We start from the raw sequence: 17,049 nt of genomic DNA, 5'->3' as shown, positions 1-17,049 counted from the left end.
CCGGCGAAGCGCTCAGTGCGCCCCGCCCACCTCCCTCGCCCACTGGCGGACAGGCCGCGCGTCCGGTGCCATCGGATGGAGGAAGGGACGGCGCGGATCGGCTTCCGCCCAGGGCACCAGGGCGCCATCCGGCGTGCCCGGCGCGGGCAGGTGCAATGCGAGGCGCCGGTACACCTCACCGGCGTGTGCGGGCCGGTCGGCCGGCTTCTTCGCCAGGAGTTCCAGGACCAGGGCCTCGATCGCCTCCGGTACGTCCGGGCACAGGGCCCTCAACGGTTCGGGCTCGGCCTCCGTGTGCAGCCCCGGCACCATCAGCGGTGACTCGTGCTCGAACACAGGTCTGCCGGTGAGCATCTCGTGGATCAGGCAGCCGAGGGCGTAGAGGTCGGTACGCCGGTCGACGGACTCGCCCATCACCTGCTCAGGCGCCATGTACAGGAAGCTGCCGAGCCGTTCGCCGGTCGTGGTGAGCTTCTGGGCGTCGTCGAGGATGGCGGCCACGCCGAAGTCGAGCACCTTGACGACACCGTCGGTGCGGACGCGGACATTGCCCGGCTTCAGGTCCCGGTGAACGACCTTGCGGGCATGGGCCGCGGCCAGGACGGAGCAGATCTGCACGCCGACCGCCGCGGCCTCCTCCACGCTGAGCGTCTCACGCTCCGCGATGTAGTCACCCAGGTCCAGCCCTTGGACGTACTGCATGACCAGGTAGTGCGTGCCGGTCTCGACGCCCAGGTCGTACACCGCCGCGAGTCCCGTGTGGTCGAGCTTGGCTACGGCCTTGGCCTCGCGCTCGAACCGTGCGGCGTCCTGGGCGATCTGCGCGGACGTCACTCCGCTCGCCGGGGCCATCGTCTTGACGGCGACACCTCGGCCCAGGTGCTCGTCGTCCGCCATCCACACCTGCCCCATACCCCCGTGACCGATGGCGCTCTTGATGCGATAGCGCTTGCCGATGAGCGTTCCGATGTCCATAGGTGACCGAGTGTGCCACTGTCATGTACGGCGAGGCATCACCCACCTGAAGAAGAAGAGTTCACAGCCGAAAACGCCATACGTATTGACTGAGTTCACAAACGCTGCTCTCATGGGAACCTCAGACATTACGACCCGCCACCCCCACCCCACCGGCTACGGTGAAGGCGCAGGTCGGCGCGGGAACGAGTGAGGGTTTTGTGGACGTCTTCAAGGTGCACGAGCAGCTGATCGCCGACTACCGGGCCTTCACCACGAGTTCGGTCGTCCTGAAGAACGACCGGATCAAGAGCGCGGTCGACGAGGCGCTCGTCCAGGGCGACCAGTGGCCTCACCCCTGGCTGTCCCTCAACCCGAGTTTCCAGCCGGGCGGCTCGGTGACCGAGCTCGTACAGGAGGGCCTGCTGCACCCCGAGTGCGAGCGGATCTTCCGCGTCGGCAAGGGGAAGGACGGCTCGCCCGACCAGGGTCGCCCCATCGCCTTCCACCGCCACCAGCGGGACGCCGTCGAGGCCGCCCGTTCCGGCGGCAGCTACGTCCTGACCACGGGCACGGGTTCGGGCAAGAGCCTCGGCTACATCGTCCCGATCGTCGACCACGTGCTGCGCGTCAAGCAGGAGGGTGCGGCCTCCGGCGTCAAGGCGATCATCGTGTATCCGATGAACGCGCTTGCCAACAGCCAGAAGTTCGAGCTGGAGAAGTTCCTGCGCCACGGGTACGGCGAGGGCGGCGAGCCGGTCACCTTCGAGCGCTACACCGGGCAGGAGAAGGAGGACGAGCGCGAGCGGATCCTGGAGAGCCTGCCGGACATCCTGCTCACCAACTACGTGATGCTGGAGCTGATGCTCACCCGGCCGCGCGAGCGCAAGGCGCTGATGCGGGCCGCACAGGGACTGAAGTTCCTCGTCCTGGACGAGCTGCACACCTATCGCGGCCGGCAGGGCGCGGACGTGGGCCTGCTGGTCCGCCGGGTACGCGACACCCTGGCCGCCGACGATCTCCAGTGCGTGGGCACCTCGGCGACCATGTCCACCGAGGGCACCCTTCAGGACCGCCGGCGGGCGGTCGCCGATGTCGCGACCACCCTTTTCTCGACCCCCGTCACCCCGGACCGCGTGGTCGGCGAGACCCTGGTCCGCGCCACCTCCGGGCGTGAGCCGGGCGACGCCGAACTGACCGACCGGGTGCGGGCGAACGCCCCCTCGACCGACTACAACGTCCTCAGGGACGACCCGCTCGCCGCCTGGATCGAGACCGAGTTCGGGCTGCTCACGCTCACCGACGGCCCGGACAAGGGCGCTCTCGTACGAGCCGAGCCGACGACCGTCAAGACGGCCTCCGAGAAGCTCGCCGCCCGCACCGGTGAGTCGGAGGAGGCGTGCGTGGCCGCCATCCGCGACACCCTGCACGCGGGTTCGCAGGCCGAGGACGAGACGAAGAGGCCCCTGTTCGCCTTCCGCCTGCACCAGTTCCTGTCCAAGGGCGACTCGGTGTACGTGTCCCTGGAGGACGAGGAGAACCGGCACATCAGCCGCACCTACCAGCTGCGTGTGCCGGGCGCCAAGGAGAAGATCCTGCTGCCGCTGTCCTTCTGCCGCGAGTGCGGCCAGGAGTACCTGACGGTGGCCCGCGAGGAGCGCAAGGACGGCTCGTTCGCCTTCCGGCCGCGCACCGAGGACGACGAGGACAACGGCTACCTGTACGTCAGCGCCGAGAACCCCTGGCCCGAGGACACCGGCAAGGCGATCGACGAGCAGCGCTTCCCGGACAGCTGGGTGGTGACGGACGACAGGAAGGGCGTCCCGGTCCTGGCCGACAGCCGGCGCAAGCGAGTTCCGCAGCAGACGTGGGTGAAGCCCGACGGATCGGTGGTCGACCGTGGGCAGGGCCTTTACACGGCCTACATCCCCGTGCCCTTCATGTTCTGCCTCAACTGCGGTGTGAGCTACGAGACCGCGCGCGGCAACGACTTCGGCAAGCTGATGACGATGGACCGCGAGGGCCGCTCCACGGCGACCTCCCTCATCAGTTCCAGCATCGTGCGCCATCTCAAGGAGCTGCCGCTCTCCGAACTCGACGACGACGCCCGGAAACTGCTGACCTTCGTCGACAACCGCCAGGACGCCAGCCTCCAGGCCGGTCACTTCAACGACTTCGTCCTGGTCACCCAGCTGCGCGGCGGTCTGTACCGGGCGATGGTCGAGGCCGGCGAGGAAGGGCTGCTGCACGAGGACGTGGCACCGGCCGTGGTGAGGAAGCTCGGCCTGACCCCGCAGGACTACTCCCAGAACCCGAAGGAGCCGTCGGGGCAGGCGAAGCGCACCCTGCGGGCCCTGGCCAAGGTGGTCGAGTACCGGCTGTACCTGGACCTGGAGCGCGGCTGGCGGGTCACCATGCCCAACCTGGAACAGACCGGTCTGCTGCGGCTGGAGTACGCCGACATACGGGAGATCTGTGAGGACGAGGAGCGCTGGGCCCAGGCCTGCGGCTCGCTGCGCTCCGCCGATCCCCTGAAGCGCGCCGAGCTGTCCCGCATCCTCCTGGACGAGATGCGGCGTGTACGTGCCGTGGACTTCCCGTACTTCGAGCAGGCCGAGTTCGACGAGTTGCGCAGGCTGTCGTACCTGCTCAACGACGCGTGGGGACTCGCCGAGACCGAACGCACCCCGCCTCCGCCCGGTACGGCGTACACCCGCCCGGGCCGTCCGGGCCGCCCGCGCGGTGAGCAGAACCTGACCGCCAGGTCCGACTTCGGCCGGTTCCTGCGCAGGCCGGGCCAGTTCCCCGCGCTGGGACGGCCGCTGGACATGGCCGAGGCGCAGGAGCTGATCGTCGACCTGGCCAAGGTGCTGGCGGATGCCGGTCTGCTCACCGAGGTCCCGGCCGGACGGGGCGAGACCCCCGGTTACCGCATCAACCACACCACCGTGGTCTGGACGGCCCGCGACGACGAGTTCGGTGCCGTGGACCGGCTGCGCCGCACCTACGGCAAGGGCAAGGGCCCGCGGGTGAACCTGTTCTTCAAGGACCTCTACAAGAGCGTCGCCTCCACCCTCGCCGGTCTGGTGGCCCGGGAGCACACCGCGCAGGTGCCCGCACCGGTCCGCGAGACCCGCGAGGAGGACTTCCGCAAAGGCATCCCCCTGCCCGTGCTGTACTGCTCCCCCACGATGGAGCTCGGCGTCGACATCGCCAGCCTGAACACGGTGGCGATGCGCAACGTCCCTCCCACGCCCGCCAACTACGCGCAGCGCAGCGGCCGGGCGGGCCGTTCCGGACAGCCCGCGCTGGTGACCACGTACTGCGCCACCGGCAACAGCCACGACCAGTACTACTTCCGCCGTTCGAACCTGATGGTGGCGGGCTCGGTCGCCCCGCCCCGCCTTGACCTCGCCAACGAGGACCTGGTGCGCTCGCACATCCACGCCATATGGCTGGCCGAGACCCACCTCGACCTCGGCAGGCGCATCCCGCACTTCGTCGACGCCGACGGCGACACCCCCTCGCTGCGGATCTACCCGCAGTACGTCGAGAAGATCCGCGACCCCGCGGCGCAGCGGCGCGCACTGCGCCGGGCGACCGCGGTGCTCAAGGACTCGATGGATGTCCTGAGGGCCACCTCGTGGTGGGACGAGCAGTGGCTGGAGCGCACGGTCGAGAGGGCTCCGGGCGGCTTCGACAACGCCCTCGGCCGCTGGCGCGAGCTGCTGCGGAAGGCTCTGAAGGAACGCGAGATCCAGCACCGCCGCATCGTCGACAACACGCTGGGCAAGGACGCCTCGGCGCAGGCCGAGCGCCGCCGCCACCAGGCGGAGACGCAGCTGAAGCTCCTGAAGAACGAGGACAGGAACGGCAGCACTCTCCTGTCGGACTTCACGCCGTACCGCTACCTGGCCTCCGAGGGCTACCTGCCCGGCTACTCCTTCCCCCGGCTGCCCCTGGCCGCGTTCATCCCGGGCACCGGCCGGGCCGCACGCGGCCAGGACGGTGACTACCTCCAGCGGTCGCGCTTCATCGCGATCCGGGAGTTCGGCCCCGGCGCCTTCATCTACCACGAGGGCAGCCGCTACCAGGTGGACCGCGTCCAGCTGCCCACCAGTGCCTCCGGCGACCTCCAGACCGAGGAGGCCAAGGTGTGCGAGCACTGCGGCTACCTCCACGTCGGGGAGGAGCTGGAGAACACCTGCGACTTCTGCGGCGTGGAGCTGACGGAATCCCGCTACAACCTGCTGCCGCTGCGCACGGTCTTCACCAAGCGCCGCGACCGGATCTCCTCCGACGAGGAGGAGCGCCAGCGGACGGGCTACTTCGTCGAGGTGTCGTACAAGTTCAACAAGCACGGTTCGCGGGACGGTTCGCTGAACGCGGCGGCCTCCGACGCGGGCGGTGCCGCGCTCGCGGACCTGACCTACGGCGACAGCGCCACGGTCCGCCTCACCAACCTCGGCCACCGGCGCAGCAAGCAGCGCTCCGGCTTCTGGCTTGACCCCGTCGAGGGCAAGTGGCTGGACGCCAAGAAGGACCAGGACAAGCCGGGCAAGCTCACCTCCGACGAGCAGGACGGTCTGGAGAGCGCGGAGAAGGCGGACCGCAAGGTTCCGGTGATCCCGTACGTCCAGGACACCCGCAACATCCTGGTGCTCCAGCTGGCCACACCGGTCACCGCCGAGATGGCGGTCACGCTCCAGTACGCCCTGGAGCGGGGCATCGAGGCCGAGTTCCAGCTGGAGGACAGCGAGCTGGACACCGAGCAGCTGCCGCCCTTCGACGGGCTCCGGGACCGCATCCTGTTCATCGAGAGCAGCGAGGGCGGGGCCGGCGTCCTGCGGCGTCTGCAGGCCGAACCGGACGCGCTGCGCCGGGCGGCCGCCCGCGCGCTGGAGATCGCCCACTTCACCTCGGACGGCACGGACAAGGGTGGCCGCGAGGACGGGCCGACGTGCGAGATGGGCTGCTACGACTGCCTGCTGTCGTTCGGCAACCAGCGCCACCACCAGGTCATCGACCGCCACCTCGTGAAGGACCTTCTGCTGAGCTTCGCCGGGGCACTGGTCACCGACACCGGTCCGGGCGTCTCCCGCGACGAGCACGCGCAGGCGCTCATCGACGGCGCCGACAGCACGCTGGAGCAGCGCTTCGTGTCCTTCCTGACCCGCAACGGGCTGCGGCTTCCGGACAAGCAGCAGTTCTTCGTCTCCAGCGCGCTGTCCCGCCCGGACTTCGTGTACGAGACGAGGATGGGCCCGGTCGCGGTCTTCATAGACGGCCCGCACCACGACGACGAGCTTCAGGCCCAGCGCGACGAGGACGCACAGGAGCGGTTGTACGACGACGGCTGGGAGGTCATCCGCTTCCGCCATGACGACGACTGGCCCGAGGTCACCCGCAGGTACGGTTCCGTGTTCGGCGTCAGCGACTGACCCACGCCCTCGACTCCACCCCGTATGTCTCTCCCGAAAGGTCCGCCGATGCCGTCGACGAGCCAGTCCACCACCGCCGCGCCCGCCCAGGACGGCCACCCGGACTTCCCGGTCGGTCTGCTGGTGCGGGCCCGCGGCCGTGAGTGGGTCGTCCTGCCCAAGTCGACGCCCGAGATGCTGGTGCTGCGCCCGCTGGGCGGCACCGACGACGACATCGCGGGGGTGCTGCCCGCGCTGGAAACGGTAGAACACGCCCGTTTCGCCCCGCCGAGCCCGTCGGACCTGGGCGACCAGTCGGCGGCCGGACTGCTGCGCAGCGCACTGCGGATCGGGTTCCGTTCCAGCGCGGGCCCGTTCCGCTCGCTCGCCGGCATCTCCGTGGAACCGCGCCCGTACCAGCTGGTGCCGCTGCTGATGGCGCTGCGCCAGGAGACCGTACGCCTGCTGATCGCGGACGACGTCGGTATCGGCAAGACGGTGGAGTCCGGACTGATCGCGGCCGAGTTGCTCGCCCAGGGCGACGCCCAGGGCCTGGTGGTGCTGTGCAGTCCCGCGCTGGCCGAGCAGTGGCGGGCGGAGCTGCGCGGGAAGTTCGGCATCGACGCGGAGCTGGTGCTGGCCTCGACGATCGGGCGGCTGGAGCGCGGCCGTATGTACGGGCACTCGGTGTTCCGCCGGGACCGCAACTACATCGTCTCGACCGACTTCATCAAGTCCCCGCGCCACCGGGACGACTTCATCAAGAACTGCCCCGACCTCGTCATCGTCGACGAGGCCCACACCTGTACCGCGGACAGCGCCCAGGGCGGCGGCAGGCAGCAGCGCCAGCAGCGGTACGCCCTCCTGCGCACCCTCGCCGACGACCCCACCCGCCATCTCCTGTTGGTCACCGCGACCCCGCACAGCGGCAAGGAGGAGCCGTTCCGCAACCTGCTGGGTCTGCTGGACAACCGGCTGGAGACGATGAGCCTGGACCGCGGGGCGGGCCGCGACCTGCTCACCCAGCACTTCGTGCAGCGCCGCCGGGCGGACATCCGGGACGACTTCCGCGAGGACGCGAACTTCCCGAGCGACCGACTCTCCGCCGAGGTCGACTACACCCTGCACACCGACTACCGCCGGCTTCTCGACGAGGTCATCGCCTACGCCCGGGAGACGGTCCGCAGCGCGGACGGCGCCCTCCAGCAGCGTATCCGCTGGTGGTCTGCCCTCGCCCTGCTGCGTGCCCTCGGCTCCTCCCCCGCCGCCGTGCGCAGGACCCTGCGTACCCGGGCGGGCGTGCAGGACGCCGACTCGGTGACCGAGGCCGACGCGATCGGCAGCCGCACGGTCGCGGACCCCGCCGACGACGAGTCGGCCGAGTCCGCCGACGCCGCCCCCGGCGCGCTGCTCGCCCCCGGCGACACCGACCCGGACGCGGAGAGCCTGGACGAGGAGGACAAGGCCCGGCTGCTGGCCATGGCGGAGGCGGCCGGAGCGCTCGCGGGCCCCGCCAAGGACCGCAAGCTCAAGCAGCTGATCGCCACCGTCAAGGAGCTGCTGGACGAGGGCTACAACCCGATCGTCTTCTGCCGGTTCATCTCCACCGCCGAGTACGTCAGGGAACACCTGGACAGCGCCCTCAACAAGAGCCGCAAGACGAAGACGTACGCCGTCCAGGCCGTCACCGGCGAGCTCTCCCCCGACCAGCGGATCGCCCGGATCGCCGAGCTGACGGAGGAGGGTGAGGACGGCGAGGCTCCCCTGGAGCGGCGGGTCCTCGTGGCCACCGACTGCCTCTCCGAGGGCGTGAACCTCCAGGAGAGCTTCGACGCGGTCGTCCACTACGACCTCGCCTGGAACCCCACCCGTCACGAGCAGCGCGAGGGCCGCGTCGACCGTTTCGGCCAGCGCCGGGACATCGTCAAGGCGGTCACGCTGTACGGCGCCGACAACGCAATCGACGGCATCGTCCTGGACGTCCTGCTGCGCAAGCACGCCCGCATCCGTAAGGCGACCGGCATCTCCGTGCCCGTCCCGGACTCCTCGGAGAACGTGATGCAGGCGGTCCTCGAGGGCCTGATCCTGCGCGGGGAGCGGCCGGAGTTCGAGCAGGAGAGCCTGTTCACGGTGGAGTCGGCGGTCGGGAAGCAGACGGCCGAGCTGCACCAGGCCTGGCAGAGCGCCGCGGAGCGGGAGACGGCCTCACGCTCGCGGTACGCGCAGAACGCGGTGAAGAAGGACGAGGTGGCGCGAGAGGTCGCCGAAGTCCGGGCGTCGCTCGGCACCGGCGAGGAGGTACGCCGCTTCACCCGCCGTGCCCTGGCCGCCCTGCGCGGCGTCCCCGGCTCGCCGCGCGGCGACGCGGGCGGCTTCACGCTGAACTCGGAGGCTCTGCCGGCGGCCCTGCGCGACGCGTTCGACACGTTCCTCGGTCCGCGCCACCCCCGTCCGGTCGTCTTCCACGACGCCCCCACCGCTCCTCGCGGCGAGGTGGCGCTCACCCGTACCGACCCGGTGGTGGCGTCGGTGGCCCGCTTCGTCCTCGACGCGGCGCTCGACGACCAGATGCCCTCGTGGCAGCGCCCGGCCCGCCGCTGCGGAGTGGTCCGTACGACGGCGGTCGCCAAGCGCACCACGCTGCTCCTGGTCCGCTACCGCTTCCAGCTCACCCTGCCGGGCCGCGACGGCGTGAACCGGCAGCAACTGGCCGAGGACGCGCGCGTGCTGGCCTTCCGGGGCGGTGCGAACGCCCCGGAGTGGCTGTCGGAGGAGGACGCCGTCGCCCTGCTGGAGGCCCGTGCCGCGCAGAACACGCAGCGCGAGTTCGCACAGCAGCGGATCGAGGGCATCCTCGGCTCGCTGGACTCGCTGATGCCGGTCCTGGAGGAGCGCGGAGAGGAGTTGGCGGCCCGCCTTCTGGACTCGCACCGCCGGGTGCGCGGTGCCTTCCGCGACGTGCGCGGCATGACCGGCCCGGTCCGCCGCGGCCTGCGCGTGGACGTCCAGGGCAGCCCGGACGTGCTCGGCGTGTACCACTACCTGCCGGTCCCCGTCCTCGACAGCACGAATGACACGAACGCCACGAGTGGCACGGTCGGTACGACCACGAACGGGGAAGCCAGCTGATGAGCCTCGCGAAGACCATCGTCACCGACTCCGTCCTCACTGTCGGCGGTCTCCTGCCTCCGGACACGCTGACCCGTGTCCGTGACGGCAAGGACGTCCCCGGCGCCCAGCCCTCCGACTTCGGGCTGTTCGCGGCCAACGACACGGTCCGGGACGCGGCCGAGCGTTCGTGGGCGTATCTGAAGGGCGTGTGGACGGCCTACCAGGACGGTCTGGCCAAGGAGGGCGCCGACAAGAACGAGGCCATCCCCGCCGTGGGCCTCACCGTCGAGCGCTGGCTGCTGCCGCTGTTCGAGCAGCTGGGCTACGGCCGCCTGCCGGACGGTCCGGCGGAGGGGCTGCCGTCGGCGGACGGCGAAAAGCGGTTCGCGGTCAGCCATGTCTGGCAGGGCGTGCCGGTCCACCTGACCGGCTGGAACGCGGCGCTGGACGGCCGGGGCGCGATCCCCCAACCGCTGGTCCAGGAGTACCTCAACCGCAGCGGTGAGCAGGCGCTGTGGGGCATGGTCTCCAACGGCCGCCTGCTCCGCGTGCTGCGTGACTCGACGTCCATGGTCGGCTCGGCATACGTCGAGTTCGATCTGGAGGGCATCTTCGAGGGCGACCGCTTCGCCGACTTCCTCCTCCTGTGGCGCCTGACCCACCGCTCCCGCCTCGAACCGCACAGCGAACAGGGCCCGGCCGGCTGCTGGCTGGAGAAGTGGCGCACCGAGGCGATCGCCAGCGGCACGCGCGCGCTGAACCAGCTCCGGCTGGGCGTGGAGAAGGCCCTGGTGACGCTCGGCAGCGGCTTCATCGCCCACCCGGCCAACACCAGGCTCCGGGAGAACCTGCACGAGTCGGAGGTGACGGTCCGGGACATGCATCCGGCGCTGCTGCACCTCGTGTACCGGCTGCTGTTCCTGTTCGTAGCGGAGGACCGGGGCCTGCTGATCCCGCAGGACGCCCCGGCGGAGGCACGCGAACGCTACGAGAACTACTTCTCCACGGCCCGCCTCCGCCGCACGGCCATCCGCCGCACGGGCGGTCCGCACGGCGACCAGTGGCACGCCCTGAACCTGGTTCTGAAGGGCCTGGGTACGGAGGGCGGCCGACCGGAGCTGGGCCTGCCGGGCCTCGGTGGCCTGTTCGAGCGTACGAAGTCGGACAAGGTCCTGGAGGGCCTGGAGCTCCCGAACGAGGCACTCTTCACAGCGATCAAGGCCCTGTCAGTCGTCATCGACCCGAAGCTCAACCGCCCGCGCCGGGTGGACTACCGCCATCTGGGCGCGGAGGAACTGGGCTCGATCTACGAGTCCCTGCTGGAGCTGGTCCCCCGCTTCGACCCGGCCGCGAACACCTTCGAGCTGCGCACGCTCGCGGGCAACGAGCGCAAGACAACAGGCTCGTACTACACCCCGTCCTCGCTGATCGACTGCCTGCTGGACTCCGCGCTGGACCCGGTCATAGACGACGCGGTCAAGTCGGGCACAACCAGGGAGGAGCAGGAGGCGGCACTGCTCCGCCTGACGGTCTGCGACCCGGCGTGCGGCTCCGGCCACTTCCTGGTGGCGGCGGCCCGCCGTATCGCCAAGCGCCTGGCGTCGGTACGGACCGACTCGCCCGAGCCGAGCGCCGAGGACACGCGCACGGCGCTGCGGGATGTGATCAGCCGCTGCATCTACGGCGTCGACCTGAACCTGATGGCCGTGGAGCTGGCGAAGGTCTCCCTGTGGATCGAGTCCCTGGAGCCGGGCAAGCCGCTCAGCTTCCTGGACGCGCATGTCAGGCACGGCAACGGGCTGGTGGGCGCGACGCCGAAGCTGCTGACGGACGGGCTTCCGGACGACGCCTTCAAGGTGATCGAGGGGGACGACAAGACGTGGGTCACGAAGCTCCGTAAGCGGAACGTGACGGAGCGGGTGGCCTGGGAGACCCGGAAGAAGGGCGTCCACCAGGGCGAGCTGTTCTCGTCGACGACCGCGCTGACGGCGTCAAACGCGAAGATCGCACGCGAGGCCGCGAAGATCACCAACGCGCGGAACGATGAGCTGGAGTACGTCCATCGGCAGCGGGACGCGTATCTGGCCCTGACCGAGGGCCCCGACTCGGAGTACGTACGGGAGCGGGAGCTGGCCGACGCGTGGTGCGCGGCGTTCGTGTGGGAGAAGACCGAGGAGGCACGTCCGCCGGCTCTGACGTTGCAGGGGCTGCTGGACCTGCGGGAGGGCGGCTGGGCCAAGCTGCCGGAGGGGACGCGGAAGAAGGTCGCGGACCTGCGGGAGGAGTACCGGTTCTTCCACTGGCATCTGGAGTTTCCCGAGGTGTTCTCGGTGCCGGAGGATGCCGACGGCTCGGCCGTGGGGGTGGATGAACGGACCGGGTGGGGTGGGGGGTTCAGCTGTGTGCTGGGGAATCCGCCGTGGGAGCGGGTGAAGCTCAAGGAGCGGGAATTCTTCGCTACGCGGAGTGAGACGATCGCCGCGGCGTCCAACAAGGCTGCTCGAGAGCGGCTCATCAAGGCACTCAGCACCAGCGAGGAGCCGACAGACCGAGCCTTGCTCGCCGCGTTCACAGCGGCCAAGCGCCAGTCTGATGGCGTAAGCCACTTGCTTCGATTTTCGGGCCGCTTTCCACTCGCTGGACGCGGCGACGTCAATACGTATGCGGTGTTCGCCGAGACTGCATCTCAGGGCATCGCCTCCCACGGACGCTTTGGCTTGGTTTTGCCGACAGGTATCGCAACCGACGCCACAACAGCGCCATTCTTCTCCGACCAGGTGCGAAACGCGCGGCTCGCGTCCTTTCTAGACTTTGAAAACGAAGCATTCCTGCTGAGCCGGGCCGTACACCACGGGGTTCGCTTCTGCCTTTTGACAGTATCAGGCCGTGAGGAGCGCGTACATGAGGCATCCTTCGCCTTCGGCACGCGCTATATGGAAGACCTGCCCAGTCGGCGCTTCGCGATGCCGCCTGAGGAGATCCTACTGGTTAACCCCAACACGGGTACGCTGCCGGTGTTCCGATCGCGCCGGGATGCGGAGATCGCGTTGAACATCTACCGCCGAGTACCGGTTCTCACCAAACAGGGCGATCCACTCGGCAACCCATGGGAGCTGTCTTTCTCGAGGCTGCTTCATATGTCGGACGACGCCCCGCTGTTCCGCACCAAACAGCAACTCTTGAATGACGGCTGGAGCATTAACGGCAACATCTTCGAAAGAGGGGAACAACGCTACCTTCCTCTATATCAGGCGAAGATGCTGTACCACTTCGACCACCGGCTCGGCACATACGAGGGGCAGACCGAAGCACAGGCGAACCTAGGCACCCTACCCCGTGTTACGCCAGAAGAGCATGACGACCCCGAGTTCGTCACCATGCCGCAATACTGGGTACCGGAATTCGACATGGAAACGGACACGAAGAACAAGCCGGGAAGGTCCGCCACAAGGTCTGGAGTGGCGTCGCTACTCGCGGAGCGAGAGTGGGATCGAAAGTGGCTAATCGGATTCCGGAAAATCACCAACCAAAACAATCAACGCACACTGGTACCTTTTATCATCCCCACCCATGGGCTCGGCGACTCCGCGAACCTAATACTGCCGAAGGCAGGCGGATACATCGCCGCCTTCTACACCAACACGGCCTCCTTCGTCCTCGACTACGTCCTTCGCCAAAAGCTAGCGGGCACGAACCTGAACTACTTCCAGTTCGAACAGCTCCCAGCCCTGCCGCCTTCCACTTACGAGGCCGAGGAGCCGTGCTACGCAGGCCGCGTCGGGGACTGGATAAATGTCCGCGCATTGGAGCTGGTCTATACGAGCAAGGACATGGACCCGTTCGCTAGGGACCTTGGCGACGACGGAGCCCCATTCCGTTGGGGCGAACGGCGCCGTGAGTTTCTCCGCGCCGAACTCGACGCAGCGTTCTTCCACCTATATGGCCTCGACCACAACAACGTCGAACACGTCATGGAGACGTTCCACGTTGTCAAGAACGAAGACGAAGCCACCCACGGCACCTACCGCACCAAGAACCTGATCCTCGACATCTACGACCGCATGGCCGAGGCCAAACGAACCGGCACCCCCTACCAGACCCTCCTCGACCCACCCCCCGGCCAAGGCCCCCGCCACCCGGCGTAACCCGAACACCCCACCCCACAACACCCCGCCTGAGCACCCCCACCGGCGCGCCGCAAGCCCGCGACGCGCCCTCCTCGGCGTATCCACCGCCCACCCACGAGACCGCACAGGCAGCCGCATATGGAACCCCGCAACTACCGCATGGTCGTCTCGACCACGCAGGACTTCGTCACCGCATCCGCCGAGGCAGACCGGCAACTGCACCACTGGTTAGGGGTGATGAAGCGATACAACACCTCCGCCCTCGACGAAGGCCGTAACGAGATAGCCGAGGGCGTCACCCTCGACCACGACGTGACAGCCGGCCGACACGGTTCGTACTCCCGCTGGCGCCTGCGCGAGACCAAGGACCCCGCCCACGGCACCTGGCAGTCCACCGTGGTCGTCCGCTCAGGCAGTCGCCACGACAACCGCCGCACCTGGCTCCAGGTCGACATCGAGCACCAGCCCGCACCGGGCCAGAGCCCCGTCCGGGCCAACACCCCCGGCATAGCCAAGCTGCTCCTGGACGCCCTCCCCACCCAGGACGGCCTCGCCGATGTCGGCACGGTGCCGAAGTTCATCGAGCCGGACGACGTAGAAGAGGTCATCGAGGAACTCTGCGAGCCACAGCGCAGACTCCCCGTCATCGTGGCGAGCGTCCCCTACGGGCAAGATGCTGAGGCCTGGACGAAACAGATCGTCGAACCGGCCTTCCGCCACCTCAGCGGCCTCGCCGTCATGTACGTCCTCCGACAGGAAGCACAGCAGGCCTACGACGACGCCCTCGAATACCACCGCGTCTTCGGCGGCGGCATCCGCACCTACCTGCCCGGCGTGGACCCCGCATGGCGTCCCGACGCCCAGCGCCACCCAGTCATGTCCCGGACCACCCTTGAGGCCAACCCTCAGCGCGCGGCCGGCATCCTCGCCTCCCTGCCCCAACGGCTGGCCCTGCGGCACCCCCTTCCCGACCTCCTGAACACACTGCCCGTCCAGCGCACCCGCCCCCGACCGGCCGCCGACGACTCCAACCTCAAGGAACTGCGCGGTGAACTCCGGTCGGCCGAGGCTCTGCTGGAAGAGGCGGAACAACGCGAGGAGGCCCGCGACGAGGAGATCCGTGACTTCCGTCAGCAGCTGAAGCAGGCCGAGGACCGGGACTTCGAGCAGATCGTCGAGAACGACCAGCTCTACGGCGACCTCCAGGACGCCCGCAACAAGATCCGCTTCCTGCAGAAGCAGCTCGAAGAGGCCGGACTCCACACGCTCGTCCACGCCGCTCCCCCGGAACCGGCGGACCGGCCGACCACGTTCACCGAGATCCTGGACCGCATGGGCGAGTTCCCGCACCTGCGCTTCACGGGCAACACCAAGAAGACCAAGGACCTCGACGCCCAGTGCATCGGCAACTGGGTCACCGTCGCCTGGGACGCCCTGCACGCCCTCGACGACTACGCCGCCGCCTCCGCCGCGGGCACCACGAGCGGCGACTTCCGCCACTGGTGCGACAACCTGCCGGACGACTGCGAGAACCGCTTCCCGTCCGCCAAGGTCAAGATGAAGGAGTCCGAGACGGTCGGCAACAACACGAAGTGGCGTCGCCAGCGGACGTTTCCCGTGCCGAAGTCCGTCGACCCGGACGGGAAGCTCTTCATGCAGGCGCACCTCCGCGTCGGCGGAGGCAACACCGTGTCGCCGAGGCTGTACTTCCACGACGACGGCCCCGGTACGGGGTTCGTGTACGTCGGGTACATCGGCCCGCACCCGGACAACACGCAGACGTGAACGTCAGCGTGTGACGGCGAACCGTACGAACGCGGTCCACTCCAAGGCACCGACGGCCAGTTGGGCACGGGCACGTGCCTTGGAGTCACGGACGTGGACGATGCCGGGCGTCGCGGCGACCTCAAGGCAAGCTCCGCCCTCGTTGCCGCTGTAGCTGCTCTTGAACCAAGCGAGGTGCTCCGACTCGGCAGTGCTCATCATGCCCCCAGCATGCTTTTGACCAGGTCGAGGGACTCCTGCATGGTGAGTGCCTGCGCCCTGATACTCCCGTACCGTGCGGCCAGGATACGTACTTCCTCGGGGTCCGTTGACAGCCGTGCGGACCCCTGCACCTCGGCGTATCCCACCTGCTGTTTCCCTTTGGGCGTCAGCAGAATGAAGGCACCGCCCATCCCGGCGTGTTCAGTCCGGTCGGTCGGCATCACTTGCAGTTCGACATTGCGCAAGCCGGCCAGCCGAATCAAGTGCTCCAACTGCTCCTTGTGGACCTCCAGCCCACCCAATGGTCGTCGCAGCACGGACTCGTCGATGACGCAGCTGATCATCGGCGGAGGCCAACGAGTGAGGATCTCCTGTCGCGCGAGCCGTGATGTCACCCGCTGCTCGATGGTCTCCTCGTCCAGCAAGGGCTTCCGCATCTCATACAGCGCTCGAATCCGCCGCTCGGTCTGGAACAGCCCGGGGACGTCATGGCAGCTGTAGTCGTTGATCTCAACAGCCTCCCGCTCCAACCGCGCATAATCCTTGAACCAAGCCGGATGCCGAACCCGAGCCTTCGCCTTGGCCTTCTCGATGTCCTCGATCGTGGCCTTCAACAACCCACCCGCATCCAGCAGTTCATCCGCCGCCACCAGAAACTCGGCCTGCGGTGTCCGCCGCCCCCGCTCCAGCGACGAGACCAGGTCCTCGCTGTAGCCCAGCCGGTCCCCCAACTCCCTCTGTGTGAACCCGGCCCGCTCCCGCAGCAGTTTCACCTGCTTACCGACCGCCCGCATCAGGTCGCCGCTCAGCTCACCCTCGTCGTACGACTCCTGCGTCTCAGACACCACCCAGTACCCCCTGTCAGGTCACGACCGACACCCGGTACAGCACACCGTACGTACCGGTACGCACACCCTCCGTACTGGAGAAATGCCTGATCAGAGTAGAACGCCCCGACCACACTCAGTGACATGAAGTCGCAAATCTCCACCCCCCACTTCACCCAGCTCCTCAGCGCCACTCCACGAGGCGCCCGTCTCGCCCGCCTGCTGACGACCCACCAGCTCACCGAATGGGGCTGGCCCCCTTCCTGCACGACCAGCGAGTCCGCCGCCCTCGTCGTCGCCGAACTGTCGGCGAACGCGGTCACCCACGCCCGCGTCAGAGGCCGCTGCTTCCGCGTCACCCTCGCCATCGACACCTCGGACACGCTCCGTGTCGAAGTGACGGACCCACGAGGTGACCGACCACCCCGGCGCGGCACCGCCACCGCCCTCGCCCCCGACCTCACCTCCGAATCAGGACGCGGACTGCTCCTCGTGGACGCGTTCGCCACCCGCTGGGGCACGGCCCCCTTCCCGCCGTCCGGCAAGACCGTCTGGGCATGTCTCCCACTGCTCTGACCGCGAATACGAGACAGTCCGTCCACAGGCGGGCACGGGGCGTGGACA

General features: G+C 68.6%; 8 protein-coding genes. 5 read left to right on the top strand and 3 right to left on the bottom strand.

The window, feature by feature from the left end; genetic code table 11:
- Positions 1 to 12: 12 nt before the first annotated feature.
- Positions 13 to 975: a serine/threonine-protein kinase gene (locus ACZ6I3_RS02000; RefSeq protein WP_469410912.1), complete on the bottom strand. Its 963-nt coding sequence runs from the start codon at positions 973 to 975 to the stop codon at positions 13 to 15.
- A 200-nt stretch (positions 976 to 1,175) separates the two neighbouring features.
- On the opposite strand from ACZ6I3_RS02000, the gene ACZ6I3_RS01995 reads away from it, so the two are divergent.
- The 4 genes from ACZ6I3_RS01995 (at position 1,176) to ACZ6I3_RS01980 (ending at position 15,397) form a co-directional block, all read left to right on the top strand.
- Positions 1,176 to 6,395 (top strand): DEAD/DEAH box helicase, encoded by a 5,220-nt coding sequence (locus ACZ6I3_RS01995; protein ID WP_469410911.1) that lies wholly within the window; start codon positions 1,176 to 1,178, stop codon positions 6,393 to 6,395.
- A 48-nt stretch (positions 6,396 to 6,443) separates the two neighbouring features.
- Entirely contained in the window at positions 6,444 to 9,503 is a 3,060-nt protein-coding gene (locus tag ACZ6I3_RS01990; protein WP_469410910.1) for a helicase-related protein, read from the top strand.
- Positions 9,503 to 13,630 (top strand): Eco57I restriction-modification methylase domain-containing protein, encoded by a 4,128-nt coding sequence (locus tag ACZ6I3_RS01985; protein ID WP_469410909.1) that lies wholly within the window; start codon positions 9,503 to 9,505, stop codon positions 13,628 to 13,630. The genes ACZ6I3_RS01990 and ACZ6I3_RS01985 overlap by 1 nt, the downstream gene beginning before the upstream one ends.
- A 120-nt stretch (positions 13,631 to 13,750) precedes the next feature.
- Positions 13,751 to 15,397 carry a hypothetical protein gene (locus ACZ6I3_RS01980; RefSeq protein ID WP_469410908.1) on the top strand — a complete coding sequence of 549 codons (1,647 nt, stop codon included), beginning with the start codon at positions 13,751 to 13,753 and terminating at the stop codon, positions 15,395 to 15,397.
- A 3-nt stretch (positions 15,398 to 15,400) separates the two neighbouring features.
- Here ACZ6I3_RS01980 and ACZ6I3_RS01975 read toward each other — a convergent pair whose 3' ends face one another.
- Complete coding sequence (locus tag ACZ6I3_RS01975) at positions 15,401 to 15,598, bottom strand: DUF397 domain-containing protein (protein WP_469410907.1); 198 nt, start codon at positions 15,596 to 15,598, stop codon at positions 15,401 to 15,403.
- Positions 15,595 to 16,392, bottom strand: a complete 798-nt coding sequence (locus tag ACZ6I3_RS01970) for a helix-turn-helix domain-containing protein (RefSeq protein WP_469411665.1) — start codon at positions 16,390 to 16,392, stop codon at positions 15,595 to 15,597. The genes ACZ6I3_RS01975 and ACZ6I3_RS01970 overlap by 4 nt, the downstream gene beginning before the upstream one ends.
- Before the next feature lie 177 nt (positions 16,393 to 16,569).
- Between ACZ6I3_RS01970 and ACZ6I3_RS01965 the strand changes: the two genes are divergently transcribed.
- Positions 16,570 to 17,001: an ATP-binding protein gene (locus tag ACZ6I3_RS01965; RefSeq protein WP_469410906.1), complete on the top strand. Its 432-nt coding sequence runs from the start codon at positions 16,570 to 16,572 to the stop codon at positions 16,999 to 17,001.
- The last annotated feature ends 48 nt before the right edge of the window (positions 17,002 to 17,049 follow it).

The sequence above is a fragment of the Streptomyces sp. NPDC041940 genome, assembly GCF_055589465.1.
Note: the sequence above shows the minus strand (reverse complement) of the source record. Positions and strands in the feature narration are given on the sequence as shown.

What these genes read in the sequence shown, in the direction of transcription:
- ACZ6I3_RS02000 (WP_469410912.1), bottom strand. Translation starts at nt 975, where the DNA reads ATGGACATCGGAACGCTCATCGGCAAGCGCTATCGCATCAAGAGCGCC.
- ACZ6I3_RS01990 (WP_469410910.1), top strand. Translation starts at nt 6,444, where the DNA reads ATGCCGTCGACGAGCCAGTCCACCACCGCCGCGCCCGCCCAGGACGGC.
- ACZ6I3_RS01985 (WP_469410909.1), top strand. Translation starts at nt 9,503, where the DNA reads ATGAGCCTCGCGAAGACCATCGTCACCGACTCCGTCCTCACTGTCGGC.
- ACZ6I3_RS01980 (WP_469410908.1), top strand. Translation starts at nt 13,751, where the DNA reads ATGGAACCCCGCAACTACCGCATGGTCGTCTCGACCACGCAGGACTTC.
- ACZ6I3_RS01975 (WP_469410907.1), bottom strand. Translation starts at nt 15,598, where the DNA reads ATGATGAGCACTGCCGAGTCGGAGCACCTCGCTTGGTTCAAGAGCAGC.
- ACZ6I3_RS01970 (WP_469411665.1), bottom strand. Translation starts at nt 16,392, where the DNA reads ATGCGGGCGGTCGGTAAGCAGGTGAAACTGCTGCGGGAGCGGGCCGGG.
- ACZ6I3_RS01965 (WP_469410906.1), top strand. Translation starts at nt 16,570, where the DNA reads ATGAAGTCGCAAATCTCCACCCCCCACTTCACCCAGCTCCTCAGCGCC.